Origin of the sequence: Streptomyces sp. NPDC002994 (assembly GCF_040611155.1) — a bacterium.
Lineage (GTDB): Bacteria > Actinomycetota > Actinomycetes > Streptomycetales > Streptomycetaceae > Streptomyces.
This window is the reverse complement of the sequence record NZ_JBEXNQ010000020.1, coordinates 131,466-150,240: the sequence shown is the minus strand read 5'-3', so window position 1 is coordinate 150,240 and position 18,775 is coordinate 131,466. Positions and strand designations below refer to the sequence as shown.

Annotated in this window: 18 protein-coding genes, 1 rRNA gene and 1 pseudogene; 16 read left to right on the top strand and 4 right to left on the bottom strand. The window is 68.8% G+C overall.

Translation table 11 applies throughout. The features are described from left to right. The 10 genes from rrf to ABZX79_RS25865 all read left to right on the top strand — a co-directional run. Positions 1-93: ribosomal RNA gene (gene rrf / locus ABZX79_RS25910) — 5S ribosomal RNA — on the top strand; the annotation flags it as partial. Between the two features lie 68 nt (positions 94-161). Next, on the top strand, positions 162-806 hold the full coding sequence (locus tag ABZX79_RS25905) for an HAD family hydrolase (protein ID WP_355262255.1): 645 nt from the start codon (positions 162-164) through the stop codon (positions 804-806). A gap of 43 nt (positions 807-849) precedes the next feature. Then, entirely contained in the window at positions 850-2,043 is a 1,194-nt protein-coding gene (locus ABZX79_RS25900; protein WP_355262252.1) for an MFS transporter, read from the top strand. Beyond that, positions 2,012-3,187, top strand: a complete 1,176-nt coding sequence (locus ABZX79_RS25895; protein WP_355262249.1) for an acetoin utilization protein AcuC — start codon at positions 2,012-2,014, stop codon at positions 3,185-3,187. The genes ABZX79_RS25900 and ABZX79_RS25895 overlap by 32 nt, the downstream gene beginning before the upstream one ends. Before the next feature lie 350 nt (positions 3,188-3,537). Next, positions 3,538-4,044 (top strand): FBP domain-containing protein, encoded by a 507-nt coding sequence (locus ABZX79_RS25890; RefSeq protein WP_214973177.1) that lies wholly within the window; start codon positions 3,538-3,540, stop codon positions 4,042-4,044. A gap of 101 nt (positions 4,045-4,145) precedes the next feature. Continuing rightward, the gene (locus tag ABZX79_RS25885; RefSeq protein ID WP_355262245.1) at positions 4,146-4,961 is read left to right on the top strand and encodes a phosphatase; all 816 of its coding nucleotides are present in this window, start codon (positions 4,146-4,148) and stop codon (positions 4,959-4,961) included. 127 nt (positions 4,962-5,088) lie between these two features. Further along, entirely contained in the window at positions 5,089-5,301 is a 213-nt protein-coding gene (locus tag ABZX79_RS25880; protein WP_014046653.1) for a helix-turn-helix domain-containing protein, read from the top strand. 110 nt (positions 5,302-5,411) lie between these two features. Then, positions 5,412-5,510 carry an AURKAIP1/COX24 domain-containing protein gene (locus ABZX79_RS25875; protein ID WP_003948845.1) on the top strand — a complete coding sequence of 33 codons (99 nt, stop codon included), beginning with the start codon at positions 5,412-5,414 and terminating at the stop codon, positions 5,508-5,510. 210 nt (positions 5,511-5,720) lie between these two features. Continuing rightward, positions 5,721-6,800, top strand: coding sequence for an NAD-dependent epimerase/dehydratase family protein (locus ABZX79_RS25870; RefSeq protein WP_355262242.1), 1,080 nt, complete (start codon positions 5,721-5,723; stop codon positions 6,798-6,800). A 1-nt stretch (position 6,801) separates the two neighbouring features. After that, positions 6,802-7,905, top strand: a complete 1,104-nt coding sequence (locus ABZX79_RS25865; RefSeq protein WP_355262239.1) for a lysophospholipid acyltransferase family protein — start codon at positions 6,802-6,804, stop codon at positions 7,903-7,905. A gap of 76 nt (positions 7,906-7,981) precedes the next feature. On the opposite strand, the gene ABZX79_RS25860 is transcribed toward ABZX79_RS25865, so the two are convergent. The 3 genes from ABZX79_RS25860 to ABZX79_RS25850 form a co-directional block, all read right to left on the bottom strand. Next, positions 7,982-9,202: a DUF5667 domain-containing protein gene (locus ABZX79_RS25860; RefSeq protein WP_355262236.1), complete on the bottom strand. Its 1,221-nt coding sequence runs from the start codon at positions 9,200-9,202 to the stop codon at positions 7,982-7,984. 273 nt (positions 9,203-9,475) lie between these two features. Continuing rightward, positions 9,476-10,258 carry an ECF subfamily RNA polymerase sigma factor, BldN family gene (locus tag ABZX79_RS25855; RefSeq protein WP_069927590.1) on the bottom strand — a complete coding sequence of 261 codons (783 nt, stop codon included), beginning with the start codon at positions 10,256-10,258 and terminating at the stop codon, positions 9,476-9,478. Positions 10,259-10,586: 328 nt separating this feature from the next. Beyond that, positions 10,587-11,531, bottom strand: coding sequence for an HAD-IB family hydrolase (locus ABZX79_RS25850; protein ID WP_355262232.1), 945 nt, complete (start codon positions 11,529-11,531; stop codon positions 10,587-10,589). A gap of 177 nt (positions 11,532-11,708) precedes the next feature. On the opposite strand from ABZX79_RS25850, the gene ABZX79_RS25845 reads away from it, so the two are divergent. The 3 genes from ABZX79_RS25845 to ABZX79_RS25835 all read left to right on the top strand — a co-directional run bounded on the left by ABZX79_RS25845 (position 11,709) and on the right by ABZX79_RS25835 (position 14,696). Next, entirely contained in the window at positions 11,709-11,990 is a 282-nt protein-coding gene (locus tag ABZX79_RS25845; protein WP_355262229.1) for a glutaredoxin family protein, read from the top strand. Between the two features lie 280 nt (positions 11,991-12,270). After that, a complete protein-coding gene (locus ABZX79_RS25840) occupies positions 12,271-13,083 on the top strand; it encodes a redox-sensing transcriptional repressor Rex (RefSeq protein ID WP_355262226.1) in 813 nt (270 codons plus the stop codon). Next, complete coding sequence (locus tag ABZX79_RS25835) at positions 13,080-14,696, top strand: glutamyl-tRNA reductase (RefSeq protein ID WP_355262223.1); 1,617 nt, start codon at positions 13,080-13,082, stop codon at positions 14,694-14,696. Before ABZX79_RS25840 ends, ABZX79_RS25835 begins: the two co-directional genes overlap by 4 nt. 44 nt (positions 14,697-14,740) lie before the next feature. On the opposite strand, the pseudogene ABZX79_RS25830 reads toward ABZX79_RS25835, so the two are convergent. Then, positions 14,741-14,833, bottom strand: a pseudogene (locus ABZX79_RS25830) (hypothetical protein); the annotation flags it as partial. Here ABZX79_RS25830 and hemC point away from each other — a divergent pair. The 3 genes from hemC to hemB all read left to right on the top strand — a co-directional run bounded on the left by hemC (position 14,789) and on the right by hemB (position 18,561). After that, positions 14,789-15,727, top strand: coding sequence for a hydroxymethylbilane synthase (gene hemC / locus ABZX79_RS25825; protein ID WP_355262279.1), 939 nt, complete (start codon positions 14,789-14,791; stop codon positions 15,725-15,727). The pseudogene ABZX79_RS25830 and the gene hemC overlap by 45 nt on opposite strands. After that, positions 15,724-17,391 carry a bifunctional uroporphyrinogen-III C-methyltransferase/uroporphyrinogen-III synthase gene (locus ABZX79_RS25820; RefSeq protein ID WP_355262220.1) on the top strand — a complete coding sequence of 556 codons (1,668 nt, stop codon included), beginning with the start codon at positions 15,724-15,726 and terminating at the stop codon, positions 17,389-17,391. Before hemC ends, ABZX79_RS25820 begins: the two co-directional genes overlap by 4 nt. 168 nt (positions 17,392-17,559) lie before the next feature. After that, positions 17,560-18,561 carry a porphobilinogen synthase gene (gene hemB / locus ABZX79_RS25815; RefSeq protein WP_355262217.1) on the top strand — a complete coding sequence of 334 codons (1,002 nt, stop codon included), beginning with the start codon at positions 17,560-17,562 and terminating at the stop codon, positions 18,559-18,561. Positions 18,562-18,775 lie beyond the last annotated feature (214 nt).

Here is an 18,775-nt window from a genome sequence, read left to right as displayed (position 1 = left end):
ACGCCCGGTTACATTCCGAACCCGGAAGCTAAGCCTTTCAGCGCCGATGGTACTGCAGGGGGGACCCTGTGGGAGAGTAGGACGCCGCCGAACAAATTTTACGCCCCGGCCCCTGGACTTATGTCCAGGGGCCGGGGCTTTTTTGCGTTTAAGGTCAAGTCATGCGCTACGACCTCATCATCTTCGACAACGACGGCGTCCTCGTGGACAGTGAGCCGATCTCCAACACCATCCTCGCCGGCTACCTGAGCGAGCTCGGGCACGCGACTTCGTACGAGGACTCCCTCCGCGACTACATGGGTTCCGCCGTCCACCGGATCCACGATCTCGTACTGGAACGGACCGGACAGCGGCTGCCCGCCGACTTCGACAAGACCCTGCATTCACGGATCTTTGCCGCCTTCGAGCAGCAGCTGAAGCCGGTCACCGGGGCGGAGGAGCTGCTGGGGAAGCTGGTGGCGGACGGAGTTTCGTACTGCCTCGCTTCGTCCGGGAGTCATGAGCGGATCCGGGTCGGGCACCTGGTGACCGGGCTCGACGAGTGGTTCGAGGAAAGCTGGATCTTCAGTTCGCAGGACGTCGGGCGGGGCAAGCCGGCGCCGGATCTCTTCCTGCACGCCGCGGAACGGATGGGCGTACCGGCGGAGCGGTGTGTCGTGGTGGAGGACAGTGCGCTCGGGGTGGAGGCGGCTCGGGCGGCCGGGATGGATGTGTACGGGTTCACGGCCATGACGTCGGCCGACAAGCTTCGGGGCGCGACCGGGTATTTCAGTGAGTTGGGGGAGCTGCCGGGATTGCTTGTGTGATCGATCTACCCATGGGTAAGTGACGGGCCTACGCTGTCCGGCCATGACAGACACGCGGCTGCGGCACGGCAGGGCTTCCTTGGGGTTGAGCTTCTTCGCGCAGGGCGTGGCATTCGCTCTGCTCGTGACGCGGCTGCCCGCGATCCAGGACCGGTACGGGATATCCGACGGGCTGCTGCCGGTCTTCCTGGCCGCCGTTCCGATCCTCGCCGGCGTGGGCAGCGTCGCTACCGAGCAACTGGTGAAGCGGGTCCGGCCGAGCGCTGTGCTGCGGTGGTCGCAGCCGGTTGTGCTGTTGGCGCTTCTTGGGGTCGGTGCCGGCCGTGAGATGTGGCAAGTGGCCGTTGCTCTGGGGGTGTTCGGGGTGGCGGTCGGGGCGCTGGACGCGTCCATGAACATGCTGGGGGTGAGCCTTCAGCGGGCGTACGGGCGCAGCATCATGCTCGGGTTTCATGCGGCGTACAGCCTCGGGGGGATTGTGGGGGCCTCGCTCGCGTGGGTGGGGGCGCACTGGGATCTGGCGCTGTTTGTTTCCTATCTGCCGGTGGTAGCTGTGCTGTTGCCTGCGGCGGTGGTCGGCAGTCGTTGGTATGTCGATGGTGCGGTTGTGGTGGGGGTGGAGAAGGCAGCTTCGGGGGGTGGGTTCAAGCTGCTGTTGCCGTTGTGTCTGGTGATGACCTTTGCGTACATCGGGGACTCCACGGTCTCCAACTGGAGCGCCAAGTACCTGGAGGACGTGCTCGGTTCGTCGGAGCAGACGGCGACTCTTCCGTACAACGTCTACATGGTCACGACGTTGGTGGGGAGGGCCGTCGGGGACTTTGGGGTGCGGCGCTTCGGGGCGGTGGCCGTGGTGAGGGCCGGGGCGCTGCTCGCTGCCGGTGGGTTCGCCGTGGTGGCGGGGGCGCCGGGGGTGGGGGCCGGGATGCTCGGGTTCACGATGCTCGGGTTCGGGCTGTGCGTGATCGTGCCGCAGACGTTCGCGGCGGCGGGGCGGATGTTCCCCGGTGCGGCGAGTGACGCGGCTGTGGCTCGGCTGAATGTGTTCAATTACGTGGGGTTCCTGGTCGGTGCGCCGTTGGTGGGGGCGCTCGGGGACGCGTGGAGCTATCGCGGGGCGATGCTCGTGCCGATGGTTCTGGTGCTGGTGACGCTGGTGTACGCCCGTTCGTTCGCTTCCGGGACGGACCGATACGGTGGCGGGCATGAGCGGGCGCGCACTGTTGATGTGGGATGACGCGGTAACGGGATACGACTTCGGGGCGAGCCATCCGATGGACCCGGTCAGGCTCGACCTGACCATGGGGCTCGTACGGGCGTACGGGCTCGACCGGGCGGTGGATGTGGTCGCCGCGCCGGCGGCGGGCGACTCGACGCTTCGGCTTGTGCACCGCGAGGACTATGTGGCGGCGGTGCGGGCGGCTTCGCTGGATCCGCGGCGCGCGGATCAGGCGTACGGGCTGGGGACTGTTGACGATCCGGCTTTCGCGGGGATGCATGAGGCTTCGGCGCTGATCGCCGGGCAGTCGGTGGGGGCGGCGGAGGCGGTCTGGCGGGGGGAGACCGCGCATGCGGTGAACTTCGCGGGCGGGCTGCACCATGCGATGCCGGGGAGCGCGGCGGGGTTCTGCGTTTACAACGACCCGGCGCTCGCGATCGCGCGGCTGCTGGAGCTGGGGGCTGAGCGGGTCGCGTATGTGGATGTGGATGTGCACCACGGGGACGGGGTGCAGGCGGCCTTCTGGGAGGACCCGCGGGTTCTGACGGTCTCGCTGCACGAGCATCCGCGGACGCTGTTCCCGGGGACCGGATGGCCGGAGGAGACGGGCGCGAGTGGGGCGGGCGAGGGCTCGGCCGTGAATGTGGCGCTGCCGGCGGGGACGGGGGACGCGGGGTGGTTGCGGGCGTTCCATGCGGTCGTGCCGGAGCTGTTGGCGGACTTCCGGCCCCAGGTGCTGATCACGCAGCACGGGGCGGATACGCATTTCGAGGATCCGCTGGCCCATTTGGCCGTATCGCTGGATGCGCAGAGGGCGGTGCAGGCGGCGTGTCATGAGCTCGCGCACGCGTACGTGGAGGGCGGGAAGTGGGTTGCGCTGGGGGGTGGGGGATATGCGGTGGTGGATGTCGTACCGCGGTCCTGGACGCATCTGGTGGGGATCGCGGCGCATCAGCCGGTTGATCCGGAGTCGGTGATTCCGGCGTCTTGGCGAGACGAAGTGTATGCGCGGACACGGCAGTTGGGGCCTGGGCGGATGACGGATGGGCTCGCGCCGGAGTGGAAGGGCTGGGACGCGGGGTACGACCCCGCGGACCGGCTGGACCAGGCGGTGCTGGCGGCTCGGCGAGCGGTGTTTCCTTTGCGGGGGTTGTTGGCGTAGGGCGCCGCGACGGCGAAGCTCGCGGCGGTGCCGCCGTGTTCGACGGCCGGCCGGATGATGTCGCGGAGCCGCTGCGGATCACCGCCGACGAGTGCGCCACCTGACGCCGTCCTTCGTGTCCCGGGCGCGCAGAACGGGCGGCTCGCCAATACGCTCGGTGAGACCCGCGGGAGGCGTTTGGGTGGGCGTGGTGGTGGCTGGTGCGGGTCCGGGGCGCTGCGCGGGGCTGTCCCCCTAACCGCCCCTTCCCGAGGTTGGGGGCAAGCCCCCGGGCCCCGGGCGGCCGACCACCACGAATCGGGCAAATAATCGGATGCGGGTGCGGGGAGCGGTCCGTACGGTCGATGTCCGTGGAAGCGCTTAGTGAGAAACAGATCCGCTCGTCCTTCGTGAACTGCACCAAGGGCGAGGCGGCCCGCCTGAAACTGCCCCTCGGCTTCGCCGAAATCCCCTGGGAAGACCTGGATTTCCTCGGGTGGGTCGACCCCGGCGCGCCGCTGCGGGCGCACCTCGTCCTGGCTCGGCCGGACGGCCCGCTCGGGATCACCCTGCGGGTGCCCGGTGCGACCCGTACCAGCGCGGTGAAGTCCAGCCTCTGCCAGCTGTGCCTCACCGGGCACGCTTCCTCCGGCGTCACCCTTCTCGTGGCGCCGCTGGCGGGAGCCCGGGGCCGCGAGGGCAACACCGTCGGCACGTACATCTGCGCCGACCTCGCCTGCTCCCTGTACGTACGGGGCAAGCGGCAGCCCAAGCTGCGCAGTGGCCGGTACGAGGAGAGCCTGAGCCTGGAGGAGCGGATCGCCCGCACGCTCGGCAACCTGGACGCCTTCGTGGCGAAGGTGACGCAGGGCGGCTAGCCGGGGCGTGGTGGGTTCGTTCGTTGGTGGGTTACGCCAAGTGTGGGGTGTGTTCGGGGTTTTGGGGGAACGGCGGCTGGGGGTGGGGGAGCATCGGGAGCGTGTTGAGTACTGGCGCGTTGCGTGCGCATCTGTTGGCGGCCCGGCTGGCCGGCACCGTGGCCACCTCGCGCGAGCAGAGTCTGCGCAGCTACCGGCTGTTCGCCGCGAGGGATCCCCGGGTGCTGCTCGGGCTCGATCCCGAATGGGCCTGGGACGAGCGCGAGGTGATGGCTCTGATGGCCGAAAGGTGTGGGGTTTCCGACGATCCGGGGATGGTCAGTGGGGCCGATGTGATCGATCCCGAGCGGACCTTGGCCGCGCTGGAGGCGTTCGCGGGGCGGCTCGGGGAAGCCGCCGCGCGGCGGCTTCCGGTGATGCTCGGGACCGGGCATCCGCATCGGCTGCTCGGGTTTTACGCCGGTCTCGCAGACGCCTTGTCGGCGGCGGGATGCCTTGTCCTCACACCCGCGCAGGGGCGATGTGTCGACATAACGACCCGGTTCGGCGTACGCACGTACAACCTCGACTACGTACGAGGAGTCGCGCTGGTGCGCGAACCCGGCGCGCGTGGGCCCGTGAGTGGTACCGGCGCACACAGCCACTCACCCCTCCCGGTCAGGGTCGCTCTCGCCGCCGCGGGGGAGGGCGGCGGACCCTTGCCCGGGCTTGTCGTGGGGGACCACGGGTGGGTCTGCGGTGCAGGTCAGTTGGGGTTCGAGGCCATTGGACTGGCCGATACCGATGACCCCGCGCTGTTCGTCGGTGAGGCTGAGGGGCGGGTGTCCGTCGCCGTTCCGCTTGATGATGCTGTGCGGTCTGATTACTACCGACCGCTTACTCGCTATGTACTCAATCGGGCGTGTCTGTCACGGTAGGAGGCGGATGGCTGCTCCTCTTCCCCACTCGCATCACCCGCCCCTAGTCTGGGAGTGAGCGCACAACGACGAAGAGTCACCGGAGGGGAAGCCGGTGCGCGTCGGGTGCGGAAGGTACAGGTGGGTCATGGCTGCTGGCAGCGAGAGGCCTCTCAACGAGGTCAAGTTTCTGACCGTGGCGGAAGTCGCCTCGGTGATGCGAGTGTCGAAGATGACCGTGTACCGATTGGTGCACAGCGGTCATCTGCCGGCGATCCGGGTGGGCAGGTCCTTCCGGGTTCCGGAGCAAGCGGTTCACGAGTACCTCCGCGAGTCCTTTGTGGGGGTGGAATCGGCCTGACGGCGGCCTCGGATTACGTCCCTCTCTCGGTGGCGGGTAGGCTAGGCCCTCGTAGGTCGTGTGGGCCCAGACGCCCCGCACCGAGTGAAGAGAAGTGAGCGAGGGTAGTCGTGGGCTCTGTTATCAAGAAGCGGCGCAAGCGGATGGCCAAGAAGAAGCACCGCAAGCTGCTCAAGCGCACCCGCGTTCAGCGTCGTAACAAGAAGTAAGCGGCCGCTGTACGTGTATCCGCAGCCCTTCCACCTTCATGGTGGGAGGGCTGCGGTGCGTTGTGGTGGGGTGCGGTGCTTGGTGATGCGTCCCTTGCGGCTCGTGTAGCCCATGTGTGTCTGCTGTCACTTCGGGCGCCGGGCGGTCGTCACAGCGCAACGTCCAACCGCTACGGTGGCGCTAGGGGAGACCGAGGGAAGGCGCTGATCTTGGGCAAGGTCGTGCTCGTCACAGGTGTGGCCCGGCAGCTGGGCGGCCGTTTCGTACGGCGGATCCAGCGTGATCCCGATGTGGACCGGGTGATCGGCGTCGATGCGGTTCCGCCCGAGCATCACCTCGGCGGCGCCGACTTCGTGCAGGCGGACATCCGCCAGCCCGCCATCGCGCGCGTGCTCGCCGAGCACGGCGTCGACACCGTCGTGCACATGGACGTCACCGGTACGCCGCTGGGCACCGGCGGCAGTCGTACGTCGGTGAAAGAGACCAACGTCATCGGCACGATGCAGCTGCTCGGTGCCTGCCAGAAGTCGGCGACCGTGCAGCGGCTCGTCGTGAAGTCGAGTACGAGTGTTTATGGGTCGGCGCCGCGCGACCCTGCCGTCTTCACCGAGACCACGCCGCCGAAGTCGCTGCCGAGCGGAGGCTTCGCCAAGGACGCGGTCGAGGTCGAGGGGTACGTGAGGGGCTTCGCGCGCCGGCGGCCCGATGTGGCCGTGTGTGTGCTGCGGTTTGCCAACATTCTTGGCCCCTGTGCGGATTCTCCGCTGGCTGATTACTTCTCGCTGCCTGTGCTGCCGACGGTCTTCGGGTACGACCCGCGGCTGCAGTTCGTGCATGAGGATGACGTGGTCGATGTTCTGCGCATCGCCTCCCACGATCCTCGGCGCGGAACGATGAACAGCGGCACCTTCAACATCGCCGGCGACGGCGTGCTGACGCTCTCGCAGTGCTCGCGGCGGCTCGGGCGGCCGACCGTGCCGGTGCTGCTGCCCGCCGTCACCTGGGTCGGGTCCGCGCTGCGGACGGTCGGGGTGACCGACTTCTCGCCCGAGCAGATCCGGCTGCTGACGCACGGACGGGTCGTCAGGACGGTGCAGATGCGCGAGACCCTGGGGTTTGAGCCGAAGTACACGACCGCGGAGGCCTTTTCGGACTTTGCGCGCAGCCGGGGGGCGGGGCTGCTGCCGCCGGAGGCCATTGCTCGTACCGTCGACCGGATCTCCACCCTCGTCGTCAGCGACGGCGGGAACGTCAGCGACGCCCGCAACGGCAGTAAGGAGCGCATCTGACATGGCCGATGCCAAGGTCATTCCGTTCGGCGACGATCCGAGGACCAGGCGGGCCGCGGGCCGGCCCAAGTCCAAGGATGTGGGCGGGGGCGGGGGTGTGGGCGTCGGTGCTGCCGCGAAGGAGTCCGCCAAGGGGAAGCGGCCTCCGGGCCGTAAGGCGGGGCCGCTCGCGCCCGTACCGGAACAGCATGCGGCGCCGGACGACGCGGGGGCCGCGGAGGCCCTGGTGGCGACGGAGGAGTCGAAGGCGGATCTCGGGGGCGGGGGTGGCTGGGACCGGCGGATCGCGGGCGGACTCGCGTTTTTGCGGCGGCGGCTCACCGGTGACTACGAGGTCGACGAGTTCGGGTACGACGAGGAGCTCACCGACAAGGTCCTGATGTCTCTGATCAGGCCCTTGTGCGAGAAGTACTTCCGGGTGGAGGTCAAGGGCATCGAGAACATCCCGTCGGAGGGCGGGGCGCTCATCGTCGCCAACCACTCGGGGACGCTGCCGCTGGACGGGCTGATGCTTCAGGCCGCGGTGCACGACAACCATCCGGCTGGGCGACATGTGCGGCTGCTGGCGGCGGACTTGGTTTTCATGCTGCCGGTCGTGAACGAGCTGGCGCGTAAGGCCGGGCACACGCTGGCCTGTGCGGAGGACGCGGAGGAGCTGCTGCGGCGGGGCGAGGTCGTCGGTGTGATGCCGGAGGGCTTCAAGGGGATCGGGAAGCCGTTCAGCGAGCGGTACAAGTTGCAGCGGTTCGGGCGGGGCGGGTTCGTTTCCACCGCGCTGCGGGCGGGGGCGCCGATTGTGCCGTGCTCGATCGTGGGGGCGGAGGAGATCTACCCGATGATCGGGAACGCGCGGACGTTGGCGCGGGTGCTGGGGATTCCGTACTTCCCGATCACGCCTACGTTTCCCTGGCTGGGGCCGTTGGGGGCTTTGCCGTTGCCTACCAAGTGGACGATTCAGTTCGGGGAGCCGATTCCTACGGAGGGGTATCCGGGGGAGGCGGCGGAGGATCCGATGCTGATGTTCAATCTGACGGATCAGGTGCGGGAGCAGATTCAGCACACGCTGTACAAGCTGCTGGTGCAGCGGCGGTCTGTTTTCTTCTGAGTGGCGTGTGCGCGCGCCGAAAGCTGTGGGCCCGGTCTCTGGGGAGAGCGGGCCCACTTGTGTTGCCGGGGTGGGGTTACGGTGCGTTCTCCTCCTCGATGCCCAGGCCCGGGAGGATTCCGGGGAGCAGCGGGGGGACGGTGACGTCCGGGACCGGCGGGTTGTTGCCGTTCTTGTCCTTGTCCCTGTCCTTGTCGGACTGCGACGACGAAGGTGTGTCCGCCGACGGGGGGTTCAGGAGGTCGCCCGGGGCGCCGCCGATGAGGCCCTCGTCCTTGGAGCTGCTTCCGGGAGAGGACGGCTTCGGCTTGCTTTTCTCGCCCGTTCGGCCGCCGGAGGACGTGGTGGTGGAAGGGGCGGGGCGGTCGGTGCCCGGTGTGCCCGTACGGTCCTGGGTGGAGCCGGCGGGGCTGTCGGGGTTCTCGGGTGACTTCGGGGTACGGGGGAGGAGCGACTGCAGCGGTGCTACCTCTTCGTCTATGGCGTCGAAGACCGAGCTCACCTGGTCGCCCACGTCGGTCAGCTGCACCGGAAGCCGCTCGCGCAGGCTGCTCCACGCTTGGCGGTGCGACTTGGCGAACGACGACAGGGCCTGGATGGAGCCGATCGAGCCGTCACGCTCGTAGGCCCTGCTGAGAAGGCGGTGGCCTTCGCCCGCGTCGTGCGTCATTCCGCTCAGCGTGCGCCTGACCTCGCCCAGCTGTTCGTGGTCCAGATCGGCGGTTCGGCCGCGCTCCAGGAGGCGGCGAGCCTCCATGAGGCGGGTCGAAGCCTGGTTGAGATAGATCTCGCCACGGTCGGCGTCGTCGCCGGCCATGCCGAGCTTGACGTCTTCCATGCCTCGCTTCAGCCCGTACAGCGAATCACCCGGCAGGGCGTCGGAACTCGCAGCGGCGACTCCGCTGAAGGCTCCAGCGGCCACACCGACGGTGAGCCCGCCCGCAGCGATGCCCTTCGACCAGCGGGAGCGCGGGCGCAGCTTGTGGAGCGGGGATGCCCGGTGGGCGCCCCGTCCCGTTCGCTGCTCGGGCACCGTAGGGCCCGTTGGCGCGCCGCCCTCGGCGACCATCGCTTCCATGGCGGCGATGAGCTGTGCCCGCTGGACGACCTTGACCTCGGGGTCCAACTCCGGTGACGGCAGCTCGCCGAGACCGTTCGCCAGGGCCAAAAGCCGTGTGGGCTCTGGCCCTTCGGCCGTTTCTTCGGGCTGATCTGCCGCCGTGCCCTGGGGCGTCTGTGCCTCCAGCGCCTGGGCGAAGGCGTTCGCCCGCCGGTGCGCCGATACGTTCGCGATCACTGGCGGCACCTCCTCTCGTCATGACGATCGACTCCCCTGGGGGTCCGGAAGGTTGCACGCCATGAGCACATCCACACGATCGAGTGAGTGGCTGCGGACATGGCGTGACCGCAGGGAGCCTGCATCCCGCACAACGAGCGTCGCGGCACTTGGGTTACGCGCGAAGGATGATCGGACCACGATGTCATCGAGGGGCAGCGAGGCGTTACCGACCGTGAGTCGCGGTCGGCCGATCGGCGGGCGTGCGCGGGCGCGTGTCAGTCTGCCGGCGTGTCAGCGGGCGTCGTCGGGCAGGAGCCGGGCCAGTGTACGTACGGCCCGGTACTGGAGGGTCTTGATCGCGCCCTCGTTCTTGCCCATGACGCGAGCCGTCTCGGCGACCGAGAGGCCCTGCAGGAAGCGCAGGGTCACGCACTCCTGCTGCTGCGGGTTGAGCTTGCGGACCGCTTCCAGGAGGGCCGCGTTGGAGAGGGATTCGAGGACGGAGTCCTCCGGGCTGCGCTCGACCTCGTTGGCGTCGAGCATTTCGCCGGTGGTCACTTCGAGTCGGAACCGGCTCGATTTGAAGTGGTCGGCGACCAGGTTTCGGGCGATGGTGACCAGCCAGGCGCCGAAGTCGCGGCCCTGCCAGGTGAAGGTGGAGATGCGGCGCAGGGCGCGCAGGAACGTCTCGCTCGTCAGGTCTTCCGCGGTCGCCTTTCCGCCGACGCGGTAATAGATGTAGCGGTAGACCGTGTCGCTGTACTGGTCGTAGAGGCGGCCGAACGCATCGGCCTCGCCGGCCTGAGCGCGTTCGACAAGGTCCATCATGCGTGCGCTGTCGCTGTCGGCACTGGGCCGACGGGCGGTGGACGTGCCAGTGCCCGAGCCGGCGCCACGGCTGCGTCTGCCGACCGCCGCACCGCCGTCGGCCAGGGCATAGCAGGGGCCGACAAGTGCAGGGGTGGCAAGGGCGGGGACGGCGTACGCGGTGGGGACGAAGCCGCGCAAGCGGTCCACGACCGTTGCGCGCAGCGTAGCCAGGCCCGAGGCGTCAACCCCGACGTGTGGGTACACGGGACTCCCAGAGGCAGAGCTTCCAACACGTTCAGTGCTAGACCGGTCACTCGTCGTGCTGATGAGTGGGGTCCGGTATGCGTCTGAGGAGAATAACGCTTCGTACAGGCAGCGCTACACCCAGTTGCTCAAATCATCGATTCCGTCGCTTCTGTTACGACTTGGCGGCGGTTCGAGTAGCGGATCGTGATCGGTTGTTGATCGGATCACTTCGTAATCTGCGTGATTGCTGGATGCGTTGTGCCCAAGTGGGGCGTGACAGGACTGACCGTGGCCGCGGGAGGGTAGGGGCTCGGGATTGCGGATCGCGCGGAAGCGAAAGCGGAAACTAGCGGCGGCGGCGGTGCAGGGCCATCGCGGCCGCGGTGCCGCCGGCGATGGCGCCGACGCCGGCGGCCGCCGGGATGCCGACCTTGGCGGCCTTGCGGCCGGTCCGGTAGTCGCGCAGCCGCCACTCGCGCTCGCGGGCGTACCTGCGCAGCTTCGCGTCGGGATTGATCGCGTACGGGTGTCCGACGAGCGAGAGCATCGGGATGTCGTTGTGCGAGTCGCTGTACGCCGCGCAGCGGGTCAGGTCGAGGTCTTCGGCGGCGGCCAGGGCGCGTACCGCCTCGGCCTTCGCGGGGCCGTGCAGGGGTTCGCCGACCAGCTTGCCCGTATAAACGCCGTCGACCGATTCCGCGACCGTGCCGAGGGCGCCGGTCAGGCCCAGGCGGCGGGCGATGATCGTGGCCGTCTCGACGGGGGCGGCGGTGACCAGCCAGACCTTCTGGCCCGCGTCGAGGTGGGCCTGGGCGAGGGCGCGGGTGCCGGGCCAGATGCGCTCGGCCATGTACTCGTCGTAGATCTCCTCGCCGATGGACATCAGCTCGGAGACGCGGTGGCCCTTCACGATGGACAGCGCGCTGTCGCGGGCGTCCTGCATGTGCTCGGGGTCCTCGACGCCGGCGAGGCGGAACCAGGCCTGCTGCCAGGCGAAGCGGGCCAGTTCCTGGCGCTGGAAGAACTTCCGCTTGTAGAGGCCCCGGCCGAAGTGGAAGATCGCGGCGCCCTGCATGACGGTGTTGTCGAGATCGAAGAAGGCGGCGGCCCGGTGGTCTCCGACCACGGGGAACGCGGGCTCGGGTTCTTCGGGCTTGCCGGACGGCGTCGCGGCGAGTCCTTCGTACTCCTGCGACGTCTTGCGTGCTGCCTCGGCTGCTGCCTCTCCCGCCAGCACGCTCCGGGCTGTCGCCGAGCGCCTGCGGGGGGTGAGCCATCCCAGTGCGGCCATGTCGTGAGCATAGCCAGTCTGTTCGGTACTTCCGGACCTGCCGGGATGCGGCGGCGTGAACTCTCCGGGGCGCGGGTGTTACGCGGACGGGCGGGGCGACGGCTATGGGGCGGACATGGCGCGGGCGGGCGGGGTCGGGCGGGGTCGGGCGCGGCCGGGCGGGGCGAGAATGGCGGTATGAGTCCCTTGTTGCGACGTACGGCGTCGAAGAGGAAGCCCGAGGAGCGATTGGTCACGCTGATCGGGAAGCCGGGCTGTCATCTCTGTGACGACGCGCGGGGTGTGGTGAGTGAGGTGTGCGGGGCGCTCGGGGTGCCGTGGGAGGAGAAGGACATCACCCAGGACGAGGAGTTGAACCGGGCGTACTGGGAGCAGATTCCGGTTGTCCTGGTCGACGGCGAGCAGCACACCTTCTGGCGCGTGGACGCCGGGCGGCTGCGCAAGGAGCTGGAGGGCTGAGAGGCCGGCTGAAAGACAGCTAGCATTATGGGCGGTTTGAGCGATCTCGGGGGCGTAGTCGTGAGGAGTGTGTACGGTTTTGCCCCCTTCGGATCTTCAACGAGTTCGAGTGGTCCGCGGTTCCGTGATCGGGCGGGCGGCATGCGTGACCCCGGTCACTTTGGGCGGACAAAACGGACACCATCTTTGTGCACGCGTTCACAAAGGCATAGCCTGCTTGCGACGGGGCGGTCCTGGTACATACGGCCGCCTGCAGCCCCGCTCATCCCGCAGGAGCACCGTGGCAACTGGCCGAAATCACCGACCGGCGACCCGTAGCCGAGGCATTCCCGAGGCCACCGTCGCCCGCCTTCCGCTGTATCTGCGTGCCCTGACGGCGCTCTCCGAGCGCTCCGTCCCCACGGTCTCCTCCGAGGAGCTCGCCGCCGCGGCCGGGGTCAACTCCGCGAAGCTGCGCAAGGACTTCTCCTACCTCGGGTCCTACGGGACGCGTGGGGTCGGATACGACGTCGAGTACCTCGTCTATCAGATCTCCCGCGAGCTGGGCCTCACCCAGGACTGGCCGGTCGTCATCGTCGGCATCGGTAACCTCGGCGCCGCCCTCGCCAACTACGGCGGGTTCGCCTCCCGTGGCTTCCGCGTCGCCGCGCTCATAGACGCCGACCCCGCCATGGCGGGCAAGCCGGTCGCCGGGATTCCCGTACAGCACACGGACGATCTTGAGAAGATCATCAGTGACAACGGCGTCCACATCGGCGTCATCGCCACGCCCGCGGGTGCGGCTCAGCAGGTCAGCGAGCGGCTCATCGCCGCCGGTGTGACCTCGATCCTCAACTTCGCGCCGACCGTTCTGTCGGTGCCGGACGGGGTCGACGTACGCAAGGTCGACCTCTCCATCGAGCTCCAGATCCTCGCCTTCCATGAGCAGCGCAAGGCCGGTGAAGAAGCCGCCGCCGTGGCCGCCGCGACGGGTGACGCCGTGACGGCGCCCCCGTTGCGCGGGGCTGCTGGCGCGGGTGCAGGCGCGGGCGCGGGTGCGGGTGCGAGCCGGAAGGGACCCGACGGGGATGTCCCCGCCGTGATGCCGGCATGAGTCTTCTGGTTGTCGGGCTGAGTCACCGCAGCGCTCCGGTCAGCGTGCTGGAGCGGGCGTCGCTGGCCGCCGATACGCAGGCCAAGCTCCTCCTGGACACGCTCGCCTCGGAGCCGGCGGTCGAGGCCGCCGTACTGGCGACGTGCAATCGCATTGAGCTGTACGCCGACGTGGACAAGTTCCACGCCGGTGTCGCGGAGCTTTCCACGCTGCTCGCTCAGCACAGTGGGGTGGGGCTCGAAGAGCTCACTCCGTATTTGTACGTGCACTACGAGGACCGGGCCGTCCACCACCTGCTGTCGGTGGCCTGCGGGCTCGATTCGATGGTCGTCGGCGAGGGGCAGATCCTCGGCCAGATCAAGGACGCGCTCGCGCTGGGGCAGGAGCTCCACACCGCGGGCCGGCTCCTCAACGACCTCTTCCAGCAGGCGCTGCGCGTCGGGAAGCGGGCGCACTCCGAGACCGGTATCGACCGGGCCGGGCAGTCGCTCGTCACCTTCGGGCTCGAACAGCTCGCGGTGGGTAGTGGGCTGTCGGTCGGTGAATGGGCTGCGGGCAAGCGGGCGCTCGTTATCGGCGCCGGCTCGATGTCCTCGCTGGCCGCGGCGACGCTCGTACGCACCGGAGTGGCCGAGGTCGTCGTCGCGAACCGCACGCAGGCGCGCGCGGAGCGGCTGGCGGAGATCCTGGGCGAGGCGGGCGGCGTGGCGCGAGCTGTGCCGATGGCCGACGTGGCGCGTGAACTGACACGAGTCGATGTTGTGGTGTCCTGCACGGGGGCTACCGGTCTTGTGCTTACGGCTGAGAATGTCGCGAGCGCGCTGGGGCTGACGGTGGATCACGCTACGGCGGCGGCCGGGTCTGTGGCGGGGCGTGGGGCTGGGGCTGGTGCGGGTGCTGCTGCCGGTGCGGATGTTGGTGCTGGTGCTGGTGAGCCTGCGGGCTGTCCGGTGCCGAATGAGATCCCCGTCGTGCCTGCCGCCCGGCAGGGTGCCGACGCCGGGTCCATGGAGCAGCACGGGGCCTGGGCCGACAACGGAACCGCCGTCGCTCAGGGGCGTACGCGTGGGCAGGCCGGTGTGCGCAGTGGTGCGCCGGTACGGCTCGCGCTGCTCGACCTCGCCATGCCCCGCGACATCGACGGCGGCGTACACCGGCTCGACGGCGTACGGCTGGTGGACATCGAGTCGCTGGCCGAAGCTTCCGCCGACGCGCCCATGGCCGCCGATGTGGACCAGGTGCGGACCATCGTGTCCGACGAGGTCGCGGCCTTCGGCGCTGCCCAGCGTGCCGCACAGATCACGCCCACCGTCGTCGCCCTGCGCAGCATGGCGGCGGATGTGGTGAGCAACGAGGTCGCCCGGCTCGAGGGGCGGCTTCCCGGACTGGACGAAAAGCAGCGCGCGGAGATCACGCAGACCGTGCGCCGCGTCGTCGACAAGCTCCTGCACGCGCCCACCGTGCGGGTCAAGCAGCTCGCCAGCGAGCCCGGCGGTGCCGGGTACGCGGACGCGCTGCGCGAACTCTTCGACCTCGACCCGCAGACGGTCGCCGCCGTCAGCAGGGCCGACCTGAACGACACCCCTGACGGTGGGAATAGAGGGCGGGCATGACTACTGATGCCTTGAAGAACGGCGCCTCGGAGGTTCGTGCCTCGGAGGTTCGTGCCGCGGAGGCTGGTGCCTCGAAGGCTGGCGCCTTGAGGCTGGGGACCAGGCGCAGCAAGCTCGCCATGGCCCAGTCCGGACACGTCGCCGAGGCGGTGCGTCAGATCACGGGGCGCCCCGTCGAGCTGGTGGAGATCACCACGTACGGAGACGTCTCGCGAGAGCACCTCGCGCAGATCGGCGGTACGGGCGTCTTCGTGACGGCGCTGCGCGACGCGCTGCTGAGCGGTGAAGTGGACTTCGCGGTTCATTCGCTCAAGGACCTGCCGACCGCTCAGCCGGACGATCTGACGCTGGCCGCCGTGCCGGAGCGTGAGGACCCGCGTGACGTGCTTGTCGCGCGGGACGGGCTCAGGCTGGCGCAGCTGCCTGCCGGGTCCCGGGTGGGCACTGGATCGCCGCGCCGCATGGCGCAGCTCAACGCGTACGCGCGGGCCCATGGTCTTGATATTGAGACCGTGCCGATCCGCGGCAACATCGACACTCGTGTCGGATATGTACGGAGCGGGGAACTGGACGCGGTGGTTCTGGCCGCCGCCGGCCTCAACCGCATCGGCAGGAGCGATGAAGTGACCGAGTTCCTCTCGGTCGATGTCGTCCTGCCTGCCCCCGGCCAGGGGGCCCTGGCAATCGAGTGCGCCGCCACGCGCGTCGAACTCGCTGCCGCGCTCGCCGAGCTCGACGACCCGTACACGCGGGTCGCCGTGACCGCCGAGCGATCCCTGCTCGCCGCCCTGGAGGCCGGTTGCAGCGCACCTGTGGGTGCACTGGCCGACCTGCTGGCCGACGGACAGGTTGTCAACGAAATGCGCCTGCGCGGTGTCGTCGGTACGACCGACGGCTCTGAGCTGGTGCAGCTGTCCACTACCGGTCCCGTACCCACGTCGCACAACGACGCGATCACTCTCGGACGCGAACTCGCGGACGAGATGCTCGCGAAGGGTGCGGCCGGTCTTATGGGGGAGCGAGCACAATGAGCCCCACCACCACCTCTACGTCAGTACCTTCGGCGTTCCCCGTATCCGGGCACGTCACATTTCTCGGGGCAGGGCCAGGTGATCCCGGTCTGCTGACGCTGCGCGCCGTCGAGGCGCTCGCGAGCGCGGATGTGCTGATCGCCGAGCCACATGTGCTCGATGTCGTACGCAGTCATGTCAGGGCGGGCGTAAGCACGCCTCAGCTGACGGTGGTTGACGATGCGTCAACTGCCGCCGGTATCCCCGCGATCAGGGATGCGGTCAATCTTGTCATGGAGGCCGCGCGGGTCGGCAAGCGGGTCGTCCGTGCGATCTCCGGCGACCCGGGCCTCGACGGCAACGCGGGCGAGGAGATGCTCGCTTGCGCTGCTGAAGGCATTCCCTTCGAGGTAGTGCCCGGTGTCGCGTCGGCGGTTGGCGTGCCGGCTTATGCCGGTGTGCCGCTGCGGGACGGGCGGGGCGCGGATGTGCGCTTCGTCGATGCGCGGAGCGCTGATGACAGATGCTGGTCCGAGGTTGGGACGAGCGACTGCACGGCGGTTGTTTCCACGACGCTGGATGCCGTCGCGTCGGCCGCGGGGGAGCTTGTTTCGGCCGGGCGTAAGCCCGATACGCCGATGAGCGTCACTGTGGCTGGTACGACGACGCGGCAGCGGACGTGGAACGCGACGCTGGGGACGGTCGCCCAGGTCCTGAAGCAGGCGAAGGTGCTGCCTTCCCCTGATGGCCACCAGCCCGTCATAGCCGTGGTCGGCGAGCGCAGCGCCGCTGCTCAGCGCGAGCAGTTGTCGTGGTTCGAGTCGAAGCCGCTGTTCGGGTGGCGGGTGCTGGTTCCGCGTACGAAGGAGCAGGCGGCGTCGCTCTCCGACCAGCTGCGGTCTTACGGGGCCGTGCCGCACGAGGTGCCGACCATTGCTGTTGAGCCGCCTCGGACCCCGCAGCAGATGGAGCGGGCGGTCAAGGGGCTCGTTACGGGGCGGTACGAGTGGATCGCCTTCACGTCGGTGAATGCTGTTAAGGCTGTTCGGGAGAAGTTTGAGGAGTACGGGCTTGATGCTCGTGCTTTCGCGGGGATCAAGGTCGCCGCGGTGGGGGAGCAGACGGCTGCGGCGTTGGTCGAGTTCGGTGTGAAGCCGGATCTCGTGCCGAGTGGGGAGCAGTCGGCGGCGGGGTTGCTGGAGGACTGGCCGCCGTACGATCCGGTCTTCGATCCGATCGATCGGGTCTTCCTGCCGCGGGCCGATATCGCGACGGAGACGCTGGTCGCGGGGCTGATCGAGCTCGGGTGGGAGGTCGACGACGTGACCGCTTATCGGACGGTCCGGGCGTCGCCGCCGCCGGCGGATACGCGGGAGGCGATCAAGGGCGGCGGGTTTGACGCCGTTCTCTTTACGTCGAGCAGTACGGTGCGGAATCTGGTCGGGATTGCGGGCAAGCCGCATAACGTGACCGTGATTGCGTGTATCGGTCCTGCTACCGCCAAGACGGCGGAGGAGCACGGGCTGCGGGTCGACGTTCTGTCGCCGGAGCCGTCGGTGCACAAGCTGGCGGAGGCGCTTGCGGCGTTCGGCACGCAGCGGCGGGAGGCGGCGATCGCTTCGGGCGAGCATGTGACGCGGCCGAGTGAGCGGCGGCCGGGGTCTCGGCGGCGGCGGACTACTTAGGGCGCGGACCGCTTAGGCTGCGGACCACGTAGGCGTGTGGTGTGAGGGCCGGGACCTGGGGTGATGCCCGGGGTCCCGGCCCTCATGCGTGAGGCGGCCTCCGTGGTGGGGATGGTGCCGACGGGGTGACGGTAAAAGTCGTCGTTTCGGCGGCGTAGCGTGTTTGGCATGACTGTGTATGGATCCTTTCCCGGGGCTCGGCCCCGTCGGTTGCGCACCACCCCCGCCATGCGGCGCATGGTCGCCGAGAATCGGCTGCACCCCGCTGATCTGATCCTTCCGGCGTTCGTACGGGAAGGCATCAGCGAGCCCGTGGCCATTTCGGCCATGCCGGGCGTTCAGCAGCACACGCTCGACACGTTGCGGAAGGCGGCTGTCGAGGCTGTGGAGGTGGGCGTCGCGGGGATCATGCTGTTCGGCGTACCTGAGGACGAGAAGAAGGATGCGGCGGGGACGGCCGGTACCGACCCGGACGGGATCCTTCAGGTCGCGCTGCGTGAGGTGCGGGGTGAGGTGGGGGACGATCTCGTGATCATGTCCGACCTGTGCCTGGACGAGTACACCGATCATGGGCACTGTGGCGTCCTGGATGCGGACGGGCGTGTCGACAACGACGCGACGCTGGAGCGGTACGCCGAGATGGCGCAGGTCCAGGCGGACGCGGGCGCGCACGTGGTGGGTCCCAGCGGAATGATGGACGGCCAGGTCGGCGTCGTTCGCGATGCGCTGGACACGATCGGCAAGGAGGACGTGTCGATCCTGGCGTACACGGCGAAGTACTCGTCGGCCTTTTACGGGCCGTTTCGGGAGGCCGTCGGTTCTTCGCTGCGGGGTGACCGGAAGACGTACCAGCAGGACCCGGCGAACTTGCGGGAGTCGATGAGGGAGCTGGCGCTGGATTTGGACGAAGGCGCCGACATGGTGATGGTCAAGCCGGCGGGTCCGTATTTGGATGTGCTGGCGAAGGTCGCTGAGGCTGTGGATGTGCCGGTTGCGGCGTACCAGATCAGTGGCGAGTACGCGATGATCGAGGCGGCGGCGGAGCGGGGCTGGATCGACCGGGACAAGGCGATCATGGAGAGCCTGCTGGGGATCAAGCGCGCGGGCGCGAACATGATCCTTACGTACTGGGCGACTGAGGTCGCGCGCTGGGTCGGGCGGCAGGGGTAGTCGGTAACTGCAACTGCTGGTTGCTTCTGGGGGTTTCGGGCCGTCCCTGAGCGCTCGAGTGTCGGTGGGCCGTGACGGCGCGTCAAGGGCGCTCCCTGCGGTCGCGTCGCTGCGCGAGAGCCCTTCGGGCTCCCCTTGACCCGCCGCCCCGGCCCACCGCTAACGCTTATAGGGGGACGGCCCAAAGAAAAACGCCCTGCACGCCGACTGGAAT